Raw genomic sequence first — 14,216 nt, 5'->3', positions numbered from 1 at the left:
TCGCTTCGAAACCACTCACGGCAAAAACGTGGATGAAAAAGACCGCCCTCGCTTCGGTCGACCTCGCACCGCGCGACGTATGATTACTGGTAATCGACTTCGCCTTCGCCGTCACCGATCCAGACGCCACGATCGGGTTCGCGTGATTCGAGCGGGTCGATATCCTTGTACCACGGTACGTTCTTCAACTGTTCCTTGTTGAGCGCGAGGTCGTCCTTGGTGTCCCCGGTGAACTCGAAGTTCTGGGTCAGGATGATCGCGTCGACGGGGCAGACCTCCTCACAGAGGCGGCAGTAGATGCACTGACCGATGTGGAGGTTGTACTGCTCGCCGTTTCGCTGGTCGTCCTGGACGATCTGGATCGTGTCGTTCGGACAGACCTTCTCGCACTGGCGACACCAGATACAGCGCTCCTGGCTGAACTTGTGGATCCCGCGGAATCGTGGGCTGACCTCGGGCGGGACGTCCGGGTATTCGACGGTGAAGGTCTCGCCGTCGAGCGCGTGTTTCATCGTCGTCGCCATCGATTTGAGGATTCCTATCATTGGTTGTAGTTACGCGATCAGTCCCACGATAACGGCCGTGAGCACGAGGTTGGCGAAACTCATCACGAGCAGGCCCTTCCAGCCGATCTGGATCAGCTGGTCGATCCGGATCCGGGGGATGGCCGAGCGCATCCACTGGGTGAACAGGTAGACCGCGAGGATCTTGATGAGCATCCAGACGATCCCCGGCAGCACCGGCCCGGCGGGTCCACCGAGGAACAGCGTGGCCACGATGGCCCCGCCGAGGAAGATGTGGAGGAACTCCCCGAGATAGAGCAGGACGAAGTACGCGCCCGAGTACTCCGTCATGAACCCCGCGACGAGCTCGCCCGGCGCTTCGGGCGTGTCGAAGGGGTTCCGGCCGACTTCGGCGAGGTTCGAGATCATGAACAGCACGAACGCGAACGGGTTCACGAACGCGAACCACGACGGGATCGAGACCCCGGCGACCGTGAACAGCGGTTCGGCCTGGACGGCGACGACCTCGCTCATCTGGAGGGTGCCGGCGAACAGCACCACCGAGGCCGCCGTCACCACGAGCGGGATCTCGTAGGCGAGGTTCTGGGCGAGCGCGCGGAGCCCGCCGAGAAGCGAGTACTTGTTGTTCGAGGAGTAGCCCGAGAGCAGGAGACCGAGCGAGGCGAGCGACGAGGCCGCGAAGACGAAGACGAAGCCCGTCTCGGGGTCGGCGAGTTGGAGGTTGGTGCCGAGCGGGATCACCGCGAAGCCGAGGATCGCCGAGAACGGCACGAGCATCGGCCCGATGTCGAAGCCCGGCCGGTCGGCACCGTCGGGGATGATGACCTCCTTCGAGAGGAGTCGGACCGCGTCGGCGACCACGATCAGGAGGCCGAACGGCCCGATCCGGTTGACCGCGATACGGTCGGTGAACGCCGCCGTGATCTTTCGTTTGCCCCAGATCCCCGCGACCGCGACGACCGAGAGGAAGAGCACCGAGATCAGCGCCGCGCCCACCAGCCCGAAGAGGAACTGGAGACCCGGGTCGGGGTTGGGACCGAATCCCAGAGTCTGACTCAGGAGCTCGGGAAACGTCGTGCCGCCGCTCGCGCCCGCGGAGGCGTTCGTCGCGTTCGTGGCGTTGGTCGCGTTGCTCTGCTGGAGGAGGACGCCGGACCTCATCTATCGACCTCGCCGAGCACGATGTCGATGCTCGCCAGCGCCGCGATCAGGTCGGGGACGTACCCGCCCTCGGCCATCGCGGGCAGGGTCTGGAGGTTCGAAAAGCACGGGCTTCGGATCTTGAACCGGGCGGGTTTGTCGGTACCGTCGGCCCGAATGTAGATCCCGAGTTCGCCCTTCGCGCCCTCGACCGCACGGTAGATCTCGGTGTCCTCGTCGGGCCGGAGGGTTCGCGGCACGTTCGACTGAACCTCGCGGTCGTCCTCGGGCCAGTCCTCGAGGAGGTTGACACACTGTCCGATGATCCGCGCCGACTGTTCGACCTCCTGCATCCGGCAGAGCACGCGGGCGTAGTTGTCGCCCTCGGTCGCGGTGATGACGTCCCAGTCGAGTTCGGGGTAGTACCCGTATGGATCGTCGCGCCGGACGTCGTAGTCAACACCCGAGGCGCGGCCCACCGGCCCCGTCGCGCCGTACTGTTTCGCGGTCTCGGTGTCGAGCACCCCGGTGTCGACACACCGGAGCTGGAACAGCTCGTTCGAGGTGATGAGGTCGTGGTACTCGTCGAGCTTCGCGGGCATCCCGTCGAGGAAGTCCCGGATCTTCTCGAAGAACTCCTCGCGGGGCTCCGGGAGGTCCCACGCGACCCCGCCGAGCCGGAAGTAGTTGAACATCAGGCGCTGCCCCGTGAGGTCTTCGAGGATCCCCTCGACGATCTCGCGGTCGCGGAAGGCGTACATGAACGTCGCGGTGAACTCGCCGTAGACGTCGAGCGCGAACGTCGCGAGCGCGAGGAGGTGGGCCGCGGTCCGACAGAGCTCCGCACCCATCGTCCGGATGACCTGGGCGTACTCCGGGACCTCCAGTCCGGCGAGGTCCTCGGCGGTTCGCGCGTAGGCCCACTCGTTGAGGAGCCCGGCGGAGACGTAGTCCCACCGGTCGGGGTAGGGCATGATCTGGTGGCGGTAGGTTTTCGTCTGGCACATCTGCTCCTCACAGCGGTGGAGGTAGCCGATGTCCGGCTCGATGTGGGCGACCTGCTCGCCCGAGAGCACCGTCTCGACGTGGAGTACGCCGTGGGTCGCGGGGTGGTGGGGCCCGATGTTGAGGAACATCGTGTCCGCACCGTCCTCGCGGTGGTCCTCTTCGAGCGGGTTGGCGTGGGATTCGAGGGTGACGACCTGGGGTTCGTCCTGGTCGTAGTCGAGCCCCAATGGGTGCCCCTGCCAGGTCTCGGGCAGCAGGATCCGTCGGAGGTCGGGGTGGCCCTCGTAGCGGATCCCGACGAGGTCGTAGGCCTCGCGCTCGTGCCAGTCCGCGCCCGCGTAGACCGGCACTGCGGTCTGACTCACGGGGTCGTCCTTCGCCGCGGGTACCACCACCGAGACCTCCTGGGTGGGGTCGGCGAACTTCTTCAGGTGGTAGATGCTCTCGTAGCGGTCGGCGTACTCCTGAGCCGTGACGTTCGAGAGGTGATCGAAGCCCGCCTCGTCGCGAAGCGCGAACAGCGCGTTCTGGACCTCGTCGGGCCGGATCACGAACGCCTCCGCGTTCAGGTGGCTCTCGCGACTCACGACCGTGTCGCCGAGGAGCTCCGCGAGCGCGTCGTAGTCGAGGCCGTCCTCGGTCGCGCCGACGTGGCTCGACCGTTCGGGTCGTTCCAAACTCATGGCGAATCAGTCCAGTTGTACCGCATGACGAGGGTGTCCTCGTCGATGTCGTCGGCGAGCTTCTGGATGAGCTCGTCGCGTTCGAGGTCGCCGAACCGTTCGAGCTCGTAGGGCTTCACCGTCACCGGCGCGGACTCGCCGTTCGTGATGCGTTCCTGGAGCTTGGCGACACCGTAGACCAGCGCCTCCGGGCGCGGCGGGCAGCCGGGGACGTGGATGTCGACGGGAACGACCTGTTCTGCGCCCTTGACGACGTTGTAGCCCTGCTGGAACGGGCCACCCGAGATCGTACACGAGCCCATCGAAACCACGAACTTGGGTTCGGGCATCTGGTCGTAGACCCGCTTCATCCGCGGGGCGAACTTCGAGACGATGGTCCCCGGAACGATGATGACGTCGGCCTGGCGCGGCGAGGCCCGCGGGACCCCCGAGCCGAACCGGTCGAGGTCGTGTTTCACCGCGTAGGTGTGCATCATCTCGATCGAACAGCAGGCGATACCGAACTGGAGCATGAACATCGAGGAGCCACGCACCCAGTTCATGAACGAGTCGAACTTCGTGAGGATGAACGGCGAGGCACCGAACGTCTCGCGGAGTTTGGAGTTGAATCGGTTGTCGGTGCCGCCACCCATCCGCGCCTCCTGGGTCGTCTGTACGTCCGGCGTCGTGGTCTGGTTGTCGCTACTCATTGTCGTGTCCGTTGGGTGTTCGGCTGCTCGTTACGGACCCACTCGACCGCGCCGTTGCGCCACGCCCACGCGAGCCCGAGCACGAGCACCGCGATGAACACCAGCATCGGGCCGAGCGTCGAGGCCAGCCCGAACTCCGCGACCGCGTCGCGGTAGATGACGGTCCAGGGGAAGATCAGGACCGTCTCGATGTCGAAGACGAGGAACAGCAACGCGACCATGTAGTACTGGATGTTGAACCGGATCCGGGTGTCGCCGGTCGGGACCTCGCCCGACTCGTAGACCGCGGTCTTTCCTTGTTCGGGAACGCTGGGTCGCAACAGGCTCGATATCACGATGAACGACAGCGGGATGACGATCGCGACCAGCGCCAGCGCCCCGACGGCTATCCATTGATTCATGTGGTCTGTCTCGTGTTCGGGCTTGGGAACCCACTCATATAAGGATTGATTCTTTCCCACCGACGTCGGCCCGAAACCCGGTCGCATCCCACGTTCGACCGGCTATCCGTCGCGCTCGCGGAAGCCCTCGATCCCCCGGTCGTGGAGCGCCCGCGAGACGTCCGCGACCCCGCTCACGAGGTCGTCGTGGTACTCGACGAGCCGCTCCGCGAGCTCGTCGTGTTCGCTCGCGAGGACCTGGACCGCCGAGAGACCCGCGTTGTAGGACTTTCCGGCGTCGACCGCGACGATGGGCGCGCCGGTCGGCATCCCGATCACCGAATCCACGGACTTCTCTTGCACTGGCACCCCGATCACGGACACCGGGAACGCGATCGAGGCGGTCATGTTCGGGAGATCGGCGGACTTCCCGCCCGCGCCCGCGATGATGACCGAGAGCCCACGGTCGGCGGCGGTCTCGGCGTAGGCGTACATCAGTTCAGGAGTTCGATGGGCGGAGACGACGTAACTCTCGAAGGTGAATCGGTTTTCGGGAGTTCCGTCCACAGTCACCTCGGAGAATCCGAGGTCGAAGAGCGCTTCGTACGCCCCGGCCATCGTGTCGAGGTCGGAATCGGAGCCCATGATTATCCCCACGTCGGGCGTCTCTGCCTCGGGTCGGTTCTCGTCGGCTTCCTCGTACAGCTCCTCGATCAGCGCGTCGATGTCGTCGGCCATGCGAGGGGATGCGGTCGGCGGGTCTTCGCCGTTGCGGTCGCGCGACGGTCGGCGGTGCGCTACGCCGTTCGCCAGCCGTCGAGCAGTCGTTGCGTCGAGGACGACAGCCGTTCCGGTTCCGGCGGGTCGGCGAACCACACCGCCCCGTTCAGCTCGCCGGGCTGGATCGTGATCGACCCGTCAACGTAGTCGGCCCGAAAGAACACCCGGAGGACGTGGAGGCGCTCGTCGTAGCCCTCACAGGTGGCGATCTCGTGACGCATATGGCCGATCCCGGTGAGGGCGATGTCGATACCGACCTCTTCTTCGACTTCCCGCAGTACGGTCTCCGCCATCGTCTCCTCGTCCTCCTGGCCGCCACCCGGAACGCCCCATTTCGAGCCGCCACGACCGAGTATCAACAGCACGCGCTCGCGCTCCTCCCCATCCACCGCCATCGACTCCGTGAGCGAGGGAAGCTTCTCGGGCGGTCGCCTGACGAGGGCGTACGCACTGCCAAGATACCCGGTCTCGGAGAGCTCGATCCACTCCTCGAAGACGTCGGGTGCCGGCGTGTCGTGACGCTCGACCACGGGTGCGTCGCCGAACCGCTCGACGAGGCGGTCGCGCCGACGTTCGATCTCGTCGAGGTTCACGTCCCGTGAGGTCATACGGCCCACTCGCCGCGGTGCGGGATTAACCCTCGCCCGACTCAGTGAAACGTCGTCGCGTCCACGAGGTCGCGAGCGTGCGCGAGCAGGTCGTCGGGCGAGCGCTCGCCGTCGGTCAGCGTGACGTGGCCCATCTTCCGGAGCGGGCGCGCCTCGCGTTTGCCGTACCAGTGGACGTTCGCGGCGGCGTCTTCGAGGATGGCCTCGATCCCGTCGAGTTCGGCGGGTTTCGGCTCGTCGACGTCCCCCAAGAAGTTCTTCATGACCGTCGTCTCGCGGGTGTCGGTCGCGCCGAGCGGCCAGCCGAGCACGGCCCGAATGTGCTGTTCGAACTGGGAGGTCCGCGCGCCCTCGATGGTCCAGTGCCCGGAGTTGTGGGGCCGGGGCGCGATCTCGTTGACCGAGATCTCCCCGTTTGTCTCGAAGAGTTCGATGCCGAACACGCCACGTCCATCCAAAAAGTCGAGGACGTCGCGTGCGACGGCTTTCGCGCGTTCACGAACCTCGTCGGAGACCCGTGCCGGGATCACCGTCTCACGCAGGATCTCTTCTTCGTGAACGTTCTCACCCGGGGTGAACACCCGGTGCTCGTCGGCACCCCGAACCCCGATCACCGAGAGTTCCCGGTCGAACGGAACGTGTTCCTCTATCATCGCCGGGCCGTCGATCGCTTCGAACGCCTCGTCGACGTCGTCGGGCGAGTCGACGGGGACGTTCCCACGGCCGTCGTAGCCTCCCTCGCGGGCCTTGAGCATCCCCGGGTAGCCGAGGTCGTCGAGGGCCTCGCGGAGGTCGTCGGCGCTCTCGACCGCGCGGAACTCGGGGACCGGGATCCCAGCCTCACCGAGGCGACGCTTCTGGACGAGTTTGTCCTGGATCGTCCGGAGGGTTTCGGGGGCGGGATGGACGGGAACGCCGTGTTTCTCGCTCGCACGTTCGAGTTTGTCGGGGTCGGCGAGTTCGATCTCGTAGGTCAGGACGTCGGCGCGTTCGGCGAGTTCGTCGATGGTCTCGGCGTCGTCGAAGTCCCCCTCGACGGTCTCGCTCACCACGGGGCTCGCGGGCGGGTCGGGCGTCGGGTCGCTCGCGACCAGTTCGACGCCGAGCGGGCCGGCGGCCTCGCCGAGCATCCGACCGAGCTGCCCGCCGCCGACGACGCCGACCACCGGACCGGGGGTGCTGAGTTTCATGGCTCCGGGTTTCGACGCACGGGATTAAGGCGTATCGCTCGCGTTCGCTGCGGCCCCCTCGACGAAGACCGTGATGTTGGTCCGGCTGGTGTCCTGCGTCCGGATGACCTCGGGATAGGCCTCGTAGCCGGCGAGCCGGGGTTCGAGCGAGTCGGCATCCGAACTGAGGCTCACCACGACCGGCGGATGGCTCCGGTTCATCGCCGACTCGAACGCCGAGTCGTTCCGGGCGCACGCGACGCGTACGTCCTCGGCCTCGAAGTACCACGGCAGCGGGAGGACGTCGAACCACTCCGAACAGCCGGGCTCGCGGGTGCCAGTGGTGTTGGCCACGAGGAAGTCGCCGTAGAGCAGGAGGTCGGTCCCCGAATTCGCGGCGCTCACCGACTCCATCTCGTGGAGTGCGGGATGGAGGTCGCTCGCGGGCTGGGCGTACTGCACGAGGGGGTTGGCGTCGGACTGGTCGTCGAGGTAGACGTCCGTGGTGGCGACGAACCCGACCTGACCCACGACGAGCAATCCCATGACTGCGACCGCGGCGACGGCGGGGCGGTTCTCGCTGGCGAGCGCCGTGTAACCCCGGCGGTAGAGCGCGCCCACCCCGACCGCCGCCGGCACCGCGAGCGGGACCACGGCGTGGAGGACCGTCCAGGGCGCGGCGATGTCGGCGATGATGGGATAGCCGAGCACGCTGACAAACCCCCAGTAGAAACAGAAGGCGACGAGGTCGCGCGGGCCGTCGTCCGCGTAGCGGTCGACGAGGAAGCCGACCACCGAGAGCACCGCCAGCGCGCCCGAACCGACGAAGAGGGTCTCGGCGGCGCTCCCGAGGAACGGGAGGTAGGCGTGGTCTTGGTGGCCGCCGCCGACCCAGAGCGAGACGAAGGCCTGCCACGACCCGATGGTCGCCTCGCCGACCACCGCCGGCAGCACCGTCGGATCGGCGAAGAGGTCGTCGAACCCCGGACCGCCGTTCGGGCCGGTCCGCGGGGCGTAGAAGTAGACCACGACGACGAGGAACGCCACGAAGCTCGCGAGGAGGTGGGGGAGCCAGCGTCGGAGCGCCGGTCGGGCCGATCGGATGCGCACGCGGAGCCGCCCCCGCCAGTCGGTCGGGAGACCGCAACCGAACAGTCGATGGTCGGCGAGGAGTACGAGCGCGCCGAGCCACGTCACGACGTAGACGAGGACGTATTCCTTCGTGGTGACTGCGAGCGCGAACGCGAGCACGCCGGCGTGGAGGGAGCGCGGTTTTCGGGTGTCGAGCGCGCGGACGAAGCAGCCGAGCGCGAGGAGCGCGAAGGCCGCGAGCGGGAGGTCGCTCCGCATGAACCGCGAGTAGTAGAGCACGAGCGGGTCGAACGCGAGGAAGCCGGCGAGCGCGACGGTTTCGACACCCGAGAGGCGCTCGCGAAAGCAGAGCGCGACGAGCGGGAGGCCAGCGCCGAGGAGCGCGACGACCAGCCGCATCGTGAAGTCGTTCGGGCCGAGCACCGCGAACACGGCTCGATTGACCTGCTGGAGGAACGGCCCGTGGATGATAGGCTGGTACTCGAACAACCCAGTATCGAGGTAGTGGAGCGTCCAGTAGGCGACGCGAGCCTCGTCCCAGTGGGCGGTGCGGTCGCCGAGGAAGGCGAGTCGGGCGAGGAGCCCGAGGAGGGCGATGGCGACGACGGCGAAGACGACCCGACGGCCGCGGCCGGCACGCTGACGGGAGGCGGTGCCGTCGGTCGATGCCATGCCCGTTGGACCTCGGGGATGGAATAGGAGTGTTTCGTTTGGGGTCGCCGGCCGTCACTCGACAGCCGTCGCGAAGAACTCACGAAGTGACTCGATGATGAACTCTGGATTGTCGACGTGTGAGTTGTGGCCGGCGTTCGGTATCCCACGGGTCTCGGCGTCGGGAATCTCGGTTGCCATGTATCCGGCGTGACGGATAGCGCTCTCCGTCTCTCGTTCCCCGTACATGAGCAACGACGGAACGGTGATCGACGAGTGGTCGAGGGAGACCGACGGATACGACGCGAGCACGTCGTCGATCTTCGCCAACTCCTCTTCATGTACTTCGGGGAATTCCGCAGCGTGGCTTCGCTGGAGTCGTTCCGCCGCTTCGAGGTCGCCGATCGCCTCCTCTCCGTATCGCCGTTCGTAGTACATATCCAGTACGTTCCAGAGGCGATCCGGGTCGAGGAAAGGGGAGAGCGCATCCGCGAGTTTCGGGATCCCTCGGCGCTCGACCCACTCCCCGCGCGACAGAATGGTCGGCGTGCGTGTCCCGAACGTACACAACGCACTGATCTCGTTCGGATAGTTGGCCGCATACGCCTGTGCGATCATCCCGCCCAGCGAGAGACCACAGACCGCCGGTCGATCGAGATTCAGAGCTTCGACGAGCGCGTGAAGGTCCTCGGCATACAGATCGATCGAGTAAGAGTTACGTTCGGAGCCGCCGGTGCGGCCGTGGCCTCTGAGGTCGTAGACAACGATCCGATAGTCGGTAGCGAGCGGTTGCATCCGTTCAGCCCAGATTCGATGGTCGCTCATCGCACCGTGGAGAAACACGACCGGCGGGCCGTCACCAGAGTCCTCGTAGTACGTCCGAATCCCGTTCGTCCGAACGGTTGGCATACAAGTAAATAACAGGCAATCGTTCTGCTTGTTTCGGTTTGAAACGATCTCGTGTCCCGGTCTCAGCAACTTCACGCCGCGTGGGACTGGAGCGGTAGGTCTTTGAGGGGCGCTCGCGACCCGGCGAGTATGCCCAGTTTGGGATTGGTTATCGCGCAGTTCTACGACGAACTCGCCGCGGAGATGGAACGGAGCGCACGCGGGGCCGCCGACGACCGCGGGGCCGAGATCGAAGAGACGATACCGGTACCGGGTGCGTACGATACCCCGCTCGCCGCCGACCGCCTCGCCCGGAAGGACGCCATCGAGGCCGTCTGTGTGCTCGGACCGGTGGTCTCGGGCGACACCGACCACGACGACGTGATCGTCCGAACGGCCGCGCAAGCACTGATGGACGTGAGTCTCGACCGCGACACCCCCGTCTCGCTCGGGATCCTGGGGCCCGACATGAGCATGGCGGAGGCGCGCGAGCGGACCGGCAAGGGTGCCGAAGCCGTCGACAGCGCGCTCGACCAACTGGAGGCCCTGGCATGAGCATGAACTTCGCCGACCGGGTCGAGCGCGTCGAGCCGAGCGCCACCCTCGCGATCAGCGACGCCGCGAGCGAACTCGAAGCCGACGGGGTCGACGTGGTCGACCTCAGCGTCGGCGAGCCCGACTTCCCCACCCCCGAAAACGTCGTCGAGGCCGGAAAGGACGCGATGGACGCGGGCTACACGGGCTACGCACCCACGAACGGCGTGCCCGAACTCCGCGAGGCGATCGCCGAGAAGCTCCAGGGTGATGGGCTCGACTACACGGCCGACGACGTCATCGTCACGCCGGGTGGCAAGCAGGCGCTCTTCGAGACCTTCCAGAGCCTCATCGACGACGAGGACGAGGTCTGCCTGCTCGACCCCGCGTGGGTCTCCTACGAGGCGATGGTGAAGCTCGCCGGCGGGTCGCTCTCGCGGGTCGACCTCGCGGCCCACGACTTCCAGCTCGAACCCGCGCTCCCCGAACTCGCCGAGACGGTCTCGGACGAAACGGAGCTGCTCGTCGTGAACTCGCCGTCGAACCCCTCGGGCGCAGTGTTCTCGGACGAGGCGCTCCGCGGCGTCCGCGACCTCGCGGTCGAACACGACATCACCGTGATCTCCGACGAGATCTACAAGGAGATCACCTACGGTGTCGACCCGGTGAGCCTCGGAAGCCTCGATGGGATGGCGAGCCGTACAGTGACGATCAACGGTTTCTCGAAGGCCTACTCGATGACCGGCTGGCGGCTCGGCTACCTCGCCGCGCCCGAGAACCTGATCTCCCAGGCGAGCAAGGTCCAGTCGCACTCGGTCTCCTCGGCCGCGAACTTCACCCAGCGCGCCGGGGTCGAGGCCATCACGAACACCGACGATGCAGTTGTGGAGATGGCCGAGGCCTTCGAGGAGCGCCGCGACCTCCTCGTGGATCTGCTCGCCGACCACGGGGTCGAGGTGTCGGCCCCCGAAGGGGCGTTCTACATGATGGTGCCAGTAGACGAAGACGACTCCGCGTGGTGCGAGGCCGCGATCGACGACGCCCACGTCGCCACGGTGCCCGGCAGCGCGTTCGGGACGCCGGGCTACGCGCGGTTCTCGTACGCGAACAGCGAGGAACGGCTTCGGGAAGCGGTCGACCGGCTCGTCGCAGAAGACCTGTTCTGACCGGGCTCAGTCCTGGCTCGTCGGTTGCCCGCCGCCCGGGGTTCCGGCGGTGGTCGCGTGGGTCTCCTCGACCTGTGAGTAGACGAGGAGCGCGCCGAGCGCCGAGAGGACGGCTCCGAAGGCGAACGGGACGACGTAGCCGAAGCTGATGAGGTAGCCCGCGAGCAGCGGGCCGATGGCGGTCCCGAGCGTGAAGGCCATCGTCAGCACCGAGAAGGTCGTCCCGGAGTTCCCGCCCTGGGCGATGTCACCGGCGAGCGCGAAGCCGGGCGCGAAGGCGGTCGCGGCCGCCGCGCCCTGGACGAGTCGCGTGGCGATCATCCCGATCGGGGTCGTCACGAGGCCCTGGGCGAGCATCGCCGGCACGAGCACGATCAGTCCGCCGAGGATGAACGGTCGGCGGCCGTAGCGGTCGCTCGCGGTGCCGATCGGCGTCTGGAGGAACACCTGCGCTACGATGAACGCGGAGAACTCGATGCTGAACAGCTGTGCGCCCTGGTCGAGGTGGTTGTTGATGTCCGTCTGGAGCGGTTCGATCAGCGCGATGCCGATCGCCACGGTGAGGAGCGCGAGCCCGAGCGCGAAGACGGGGTCGATCAGGGTGTCGTGGTCGTGGTCGAAGACCGCGAATCCGAGGTCACTGCCCGCCTCCGCGTCCTGTTCGTCGGGATGTGGGTCCTCGACGAACAGCATGATGAGCACCGCGCCGATCAGCGAGCCGAGGGCCGCGATGTAGAAGGCGGCCTCGAAGCCCGTCATCGCGAGGCCGACGACCCGGTAGGGGCCGCCGTTGACGACGCTTCCGGCGAGGATCGGTCCGGCGGCGAAGCCCACGAACCGGAAGGTGTTGAAAATGCCCATGTCGCCGCCGCGCGAGTCGTCCGTGGTGACCTCGTTGACCAGCGCGACCGTCGACGGGATCGTGATCGCGACACCGATACCCTGGAGCCCGCGGATCACGAGCATCAGCGCGTAGCTGTCGGCGAGCGAGTAGACGAAGTTCGCGACCGTGAGGATCAACAGCCCGATGACGATGAAGATCCGGCGGCTGCCGGTGCGGTCGGAGAGGTAGCCCGCGATCGGCTGGAGGGCGGTGCTGAAGAAGCCGAACGCCGAGAGGATGATCCCCGTGACCAGCGCGACGCCCAGGCCGAACGTCTGACCGGTGACGACGCCGCTCCCGATGTAGAGCGGCAGAACGATGATCAGAAACGAGTTCCCGATCGAGTCCGCCATCCGCGCGAACGCGAGGGTGAGCACTCGTCGGTCGGTATCGAACAATCTCATCCGACCACCCCACGTTCGGGCGGCCGGTCGGTCTCAAGGAACGGTTTCATGAGTTCGGGAGTCACGTTGACTATTTGGTCAGTCAGCCGTTTTAAACGTACGGGTATCGACGTGAACGGCGGTGTCGACGGGAGCCGGTAGGTAAGTCGTCGACCAGCCGTGCCCCGGGTGGGGACCGTCTCAGTCGCTGGGCACTGGACTCCGCGCGGGTGTCGGGTCGACGCTGTAGAGCGCGACGAAGACGCCGGTGGCGACGACGATGAGGCCGGCGGCGACGAAGAAGGCGACGAACACCGAGGTGGCGTCCCAGAGCACGCCGACGGTGAACGGGCCGATCACCTCGCCGACCTTCCAGGCGACCGAGCGGAGCGAGAGGCTTGCGGCGACCGCACCGAAGTGCTCGCCCTCCTCGACGAACAGCGCCATGCTCGCCGGGAGCCGGAGGCTGTCGGCCACGCCGATCACGGCGTAGGCGGCGAACAGCACGAAGAAGGCCGGCGCGAGCCGGACCGATTCACCGAACACCGCGAACGAGAGGCCGGGGAGGACGCTGGCCGCGCTCCCCGCGAAGGGGATCATCGCGGTGCCGACCGCGTAGACCAGCGCGCCCGCCACGACGAAGTGGTGTTTGTGCCCGACGCGGTCGGTGTAGCCGCCGACGACACCCTGAAAGAGGGTCTTGGTGAGTTTGCCGCCGGCGAGGATCGCCGCGACGAACAGCGGGTTCATCCCGAACTCGGTGTGGGCGTAGATCGGCAGAAAAGTGATGACGGCCATCTTCCCGAAGCCGAATCCCAGGCGAAAGACCACGAGCGCGCGGACCGCGGTCCGGTCGAGGAGGGTCCGGAGGGTTTCGGTCCCGGTGGCTTCCTCGGGGTCGGTTTTCCCACCGGGATTGTCCCGGAGGTAGGCGAAGACGGTGAGGGTCGCGAGGATCGTGACCACCGAGAGCACCGCGTAGGTGAGCGTGAAGCCGTAGGTGAACAGGAGCAAGCCACCGACGACGTCGCCCGCGAGGCTCGAGAACGCCGCGACCTGGTTGTAGGTCCCGAGCCACCGGCCGCGCTCGGCGTCGGGGCTGAGTTCGCCGACCACCGCCGAGCCGGTGATCCAGAGGAGGCTCGCACCCGCTCCCTGGAGGATCCGGACGAGGATCACGTCGGTCGCGTTGCCGACGAGCGCGAACCCGACGAACGCGAGGACGTTGACCCCGAGCCCGGCCAGCAGGAAGTGTTTGGCGTTGTGGGTGTCGACCAGCCGCCCGAGCGGGAGGACGACGATGAGCTGGATCAGCGCGAACGCCGTCCCGAACAGCCCCTCGACGGTGCCCGAGGTCTGGAAGAGGTCCGCATAGAGCGCGAGCGCGATCAGGATGGTGGAGTAGGCCTGGCTCCGCGCGAACGCGGTGCTTGCCAATGCAACGAATTCCCTGTTTTTGAAGAGTTTCAGGGATCCTCCTCCCGTTTCTGTCACTGGCTCTCGGTCGCCGTTGGAGACGCAAAAACCCGACTTTCCGCGACCGTTTTGCCGGAGCGTAGCACGTCAGCACTCGTCACGGTGGGCAGTGATAGATGGTTCTTGGCGCGAAGCGAACGGGCCGCGGTGCGATGGCACGGT

At 66.6% G+C, this 14,216-nt stretch carries 14 protein-coding genes; 2 read left to right on the top strand and 12 right to left on the bottom strand.

The features are described 5' to 3' along the window. Positions 1–83 precede the first annotated feature (83 nt). From GT355_RS03315 to GT355_RS03270, 10 genes are all read right to left on the bottom strand, one after another. Entirely contained in the window at positions 84–545 is a 462-nt protein-coding gene (locus GT355_RS03315) for a NuoI/complex I 23 kDa subunit family protein (protein ID WP_120069666.1), read from the bottom strand. A gap of 9 nt (positions 546–554) precedes the next feature. After that, positions 555–1,685: a complex I subunit 1/NuoH family protein gene (locus tag GT355_RS03310; RefSeq protein ID WP_160133317.1), complete on the bottom strand. Its 1,131-nt coding sequence runs from the start codon at positions 1,683–1,685 to the stop codon at positions 555–557. After that, complete coding sequence (locus GT355_RS03305; RefSeq protein ID WP_160133316.1) at positions 1,682–3,355, bottom strand: NADH-quinone oxidoreductase subunit D; 1,674 nt, start codon at positions 3,353–3,355, stop codon at positions 1,682–1,684. Before GT355_RS03305 ends, GT355_RS03310 begins: the two co-directional genes overlap by 4 nt. Next, a complete protein-coding gene (locus tag GT355_RS03300; protein ID WP_160133315.1) occupies positions 3,352–4,044 on the bottom strand; it encodes an NADH-quinone oxidoreductase subunit B in 693 nt (230 codons plus the stop codon). The genes GT355_RS03305 and GT355_RS03300 overlap by 4 nt, the downstream gene beginning before the upstream one ends. Then, on the bottom strand, positions 4,041–4,445 hold the full coding sequence (locus GT355_RS03295; protein ID WP_120069654.1) for an NADH-quinone oxidoreductase subunit A: 405 nt from the start codon (positions 4,443–4,445) through the stop codon (positions 4,041–4,043). Before GT355_RS03295 ends, GT355_RS03300 begins: the two co-directional genes overlap by 4 nt. Before the next feature lie 102 nt (positions 4,446–4,547). Beyond that, positions 4,548–5,162 carry a 5-(carboxyamino)imidazole ribonucleotide mutase gene (purE, locus tag GT355_RS03290; protein WP_160133314.1) on the bottom strand — a complete coding sequence of 205 codons (615 nt, stop codon included), beginning with the start codon at positions 5,160–5,162 and terminating at the stop codon, positions 4,548–4,550. A gap of 59 nt (positions 5,163–5,221) precedes the next feature. Continuing rightward, complete coding sequence (locus GT355_RS03285) at positions 5,222–5,812, bottom strand: NUDIX hydrolase (protein ID WP_160133313.1); 591 nt, start codon at positions 5,810–5,812, stop codon at positions 5,222–5,224. 41 nt (positions 5,813–5,853) lie between these two features. Beyond that, the gene (locus GT355_RS03280) at positions 5,854–7,002 is read right to left on the bottom strand and encodes a 5-(carboxyamino)imidazole ribonucleotide synthase (RefSeq protein ID WP_160133312.1); all 1,149 of its coding nucleotides are present in this window, start codon (positions 7,000–7,002) and stop codon (positions 5,854–5,856) included. Positions 7,003–7,026: 24 nt separating this feature from the next. Next, complete coding sequence (locus GT355_RS03275; protein ID WP_160133311.1) at positions 7,027–8,745, bottom strand: flippase activity-associated protein Agl23; 1,719 nt, start codon at positions 8,743–8,745, stop codon at positions 7,027–7,029. A 54-nt stretch (positions 8,746–8,799) separates the two neighbouring features. Beyond that, on the bottom strand, positions 8,800–9,633 hold the full coding sequence (locus tag GT355_RS03270) for an alpha/beta fold hydrolase (RefSeq protein ID WP_160133310.1): 834 nt from the start codon (positions 9,631–9,633) through the stop codon (positions 8,800–8,802). Between the two features lie 129 nt (positions 9,634–9,762). Here GT355_RS03270 and ribH point away from each other — a divergent pair, with 129 nt between their 5' ends. Together ribH and GT355_RS03260 are read left to right on the top strand one after the other, a co-directional pair. After that, a complete protein-coding gene (gene ribH, locus GT355_RS03265) occupies positions 9,763–10,167 on the top strand; it encodes a 6,7-dimethyl-8-ribityllumazine synthase (RefSeq protein WP_160133309.1) in 405 nt (134 codons plus the stop codon). Further along, positions 10,164–11,312 carry a pyridoxal phosphate-dependent aminotransferase gene (locus GT355_RS03260; protein ID WP_160133308.1) on the top strand — a complete coding sequence of 383 codons (1,149 nt, stop codon included), beginning with the start codon at positions 10,164–10,166 and terminating at the stop codon, positions 11,310–11,312. The genes ribH and GT355_RS03260 overlap by 4 nt, the downstream gene beginning before the upstream one ends. Positions 11,313–11,318: 6 nt before the next feature. On the opposite strand, the gene GT355_RS03255 is transcribed toward GT355_RS03260, so the two are convergent. Both GT355_RS03255 and GT355_RS03250 read right to left on the bottom strand, forming a co-directional pair. Continuing rightward, a complete protein-coding gene (locus GT355_RS03255) occupies positions 11,319–12,599 on the bottom strand; it encodes an MFS transporter (RefSeq protein WP_160133307.1) in 1,281 nt (426 codons plus the stop codon). A gap of 180 nt (positions 12,600–12,779) precedes the next feature. Next, positions 12,780–14,072 (bottom strand): MFS transporter, encoded by a 1,293-nt coding sequence (locus GT355_RS03250; RefSeq protein WP_160133306.1) that lies wholly within the window; start codon positions 14,070–14,072, stop codon positions 12,780–12,782. Positions 14,073–14,216 lie beyond the last annotated feature (144 nt).

Origin of the sequence: Halococcus salsus (assembly GCF_009900715.1) — an archaeon.
GTDB classification, from domain to species: domain Archaea; phylum Halobacteriota; class Halobacteria; order Halobacteriales; family Halococcaceae; genus Halococcus; species Halococcus salsus.
This window is presented reverse-complemented; position numbering and strand designations above follow the sequence as displayed.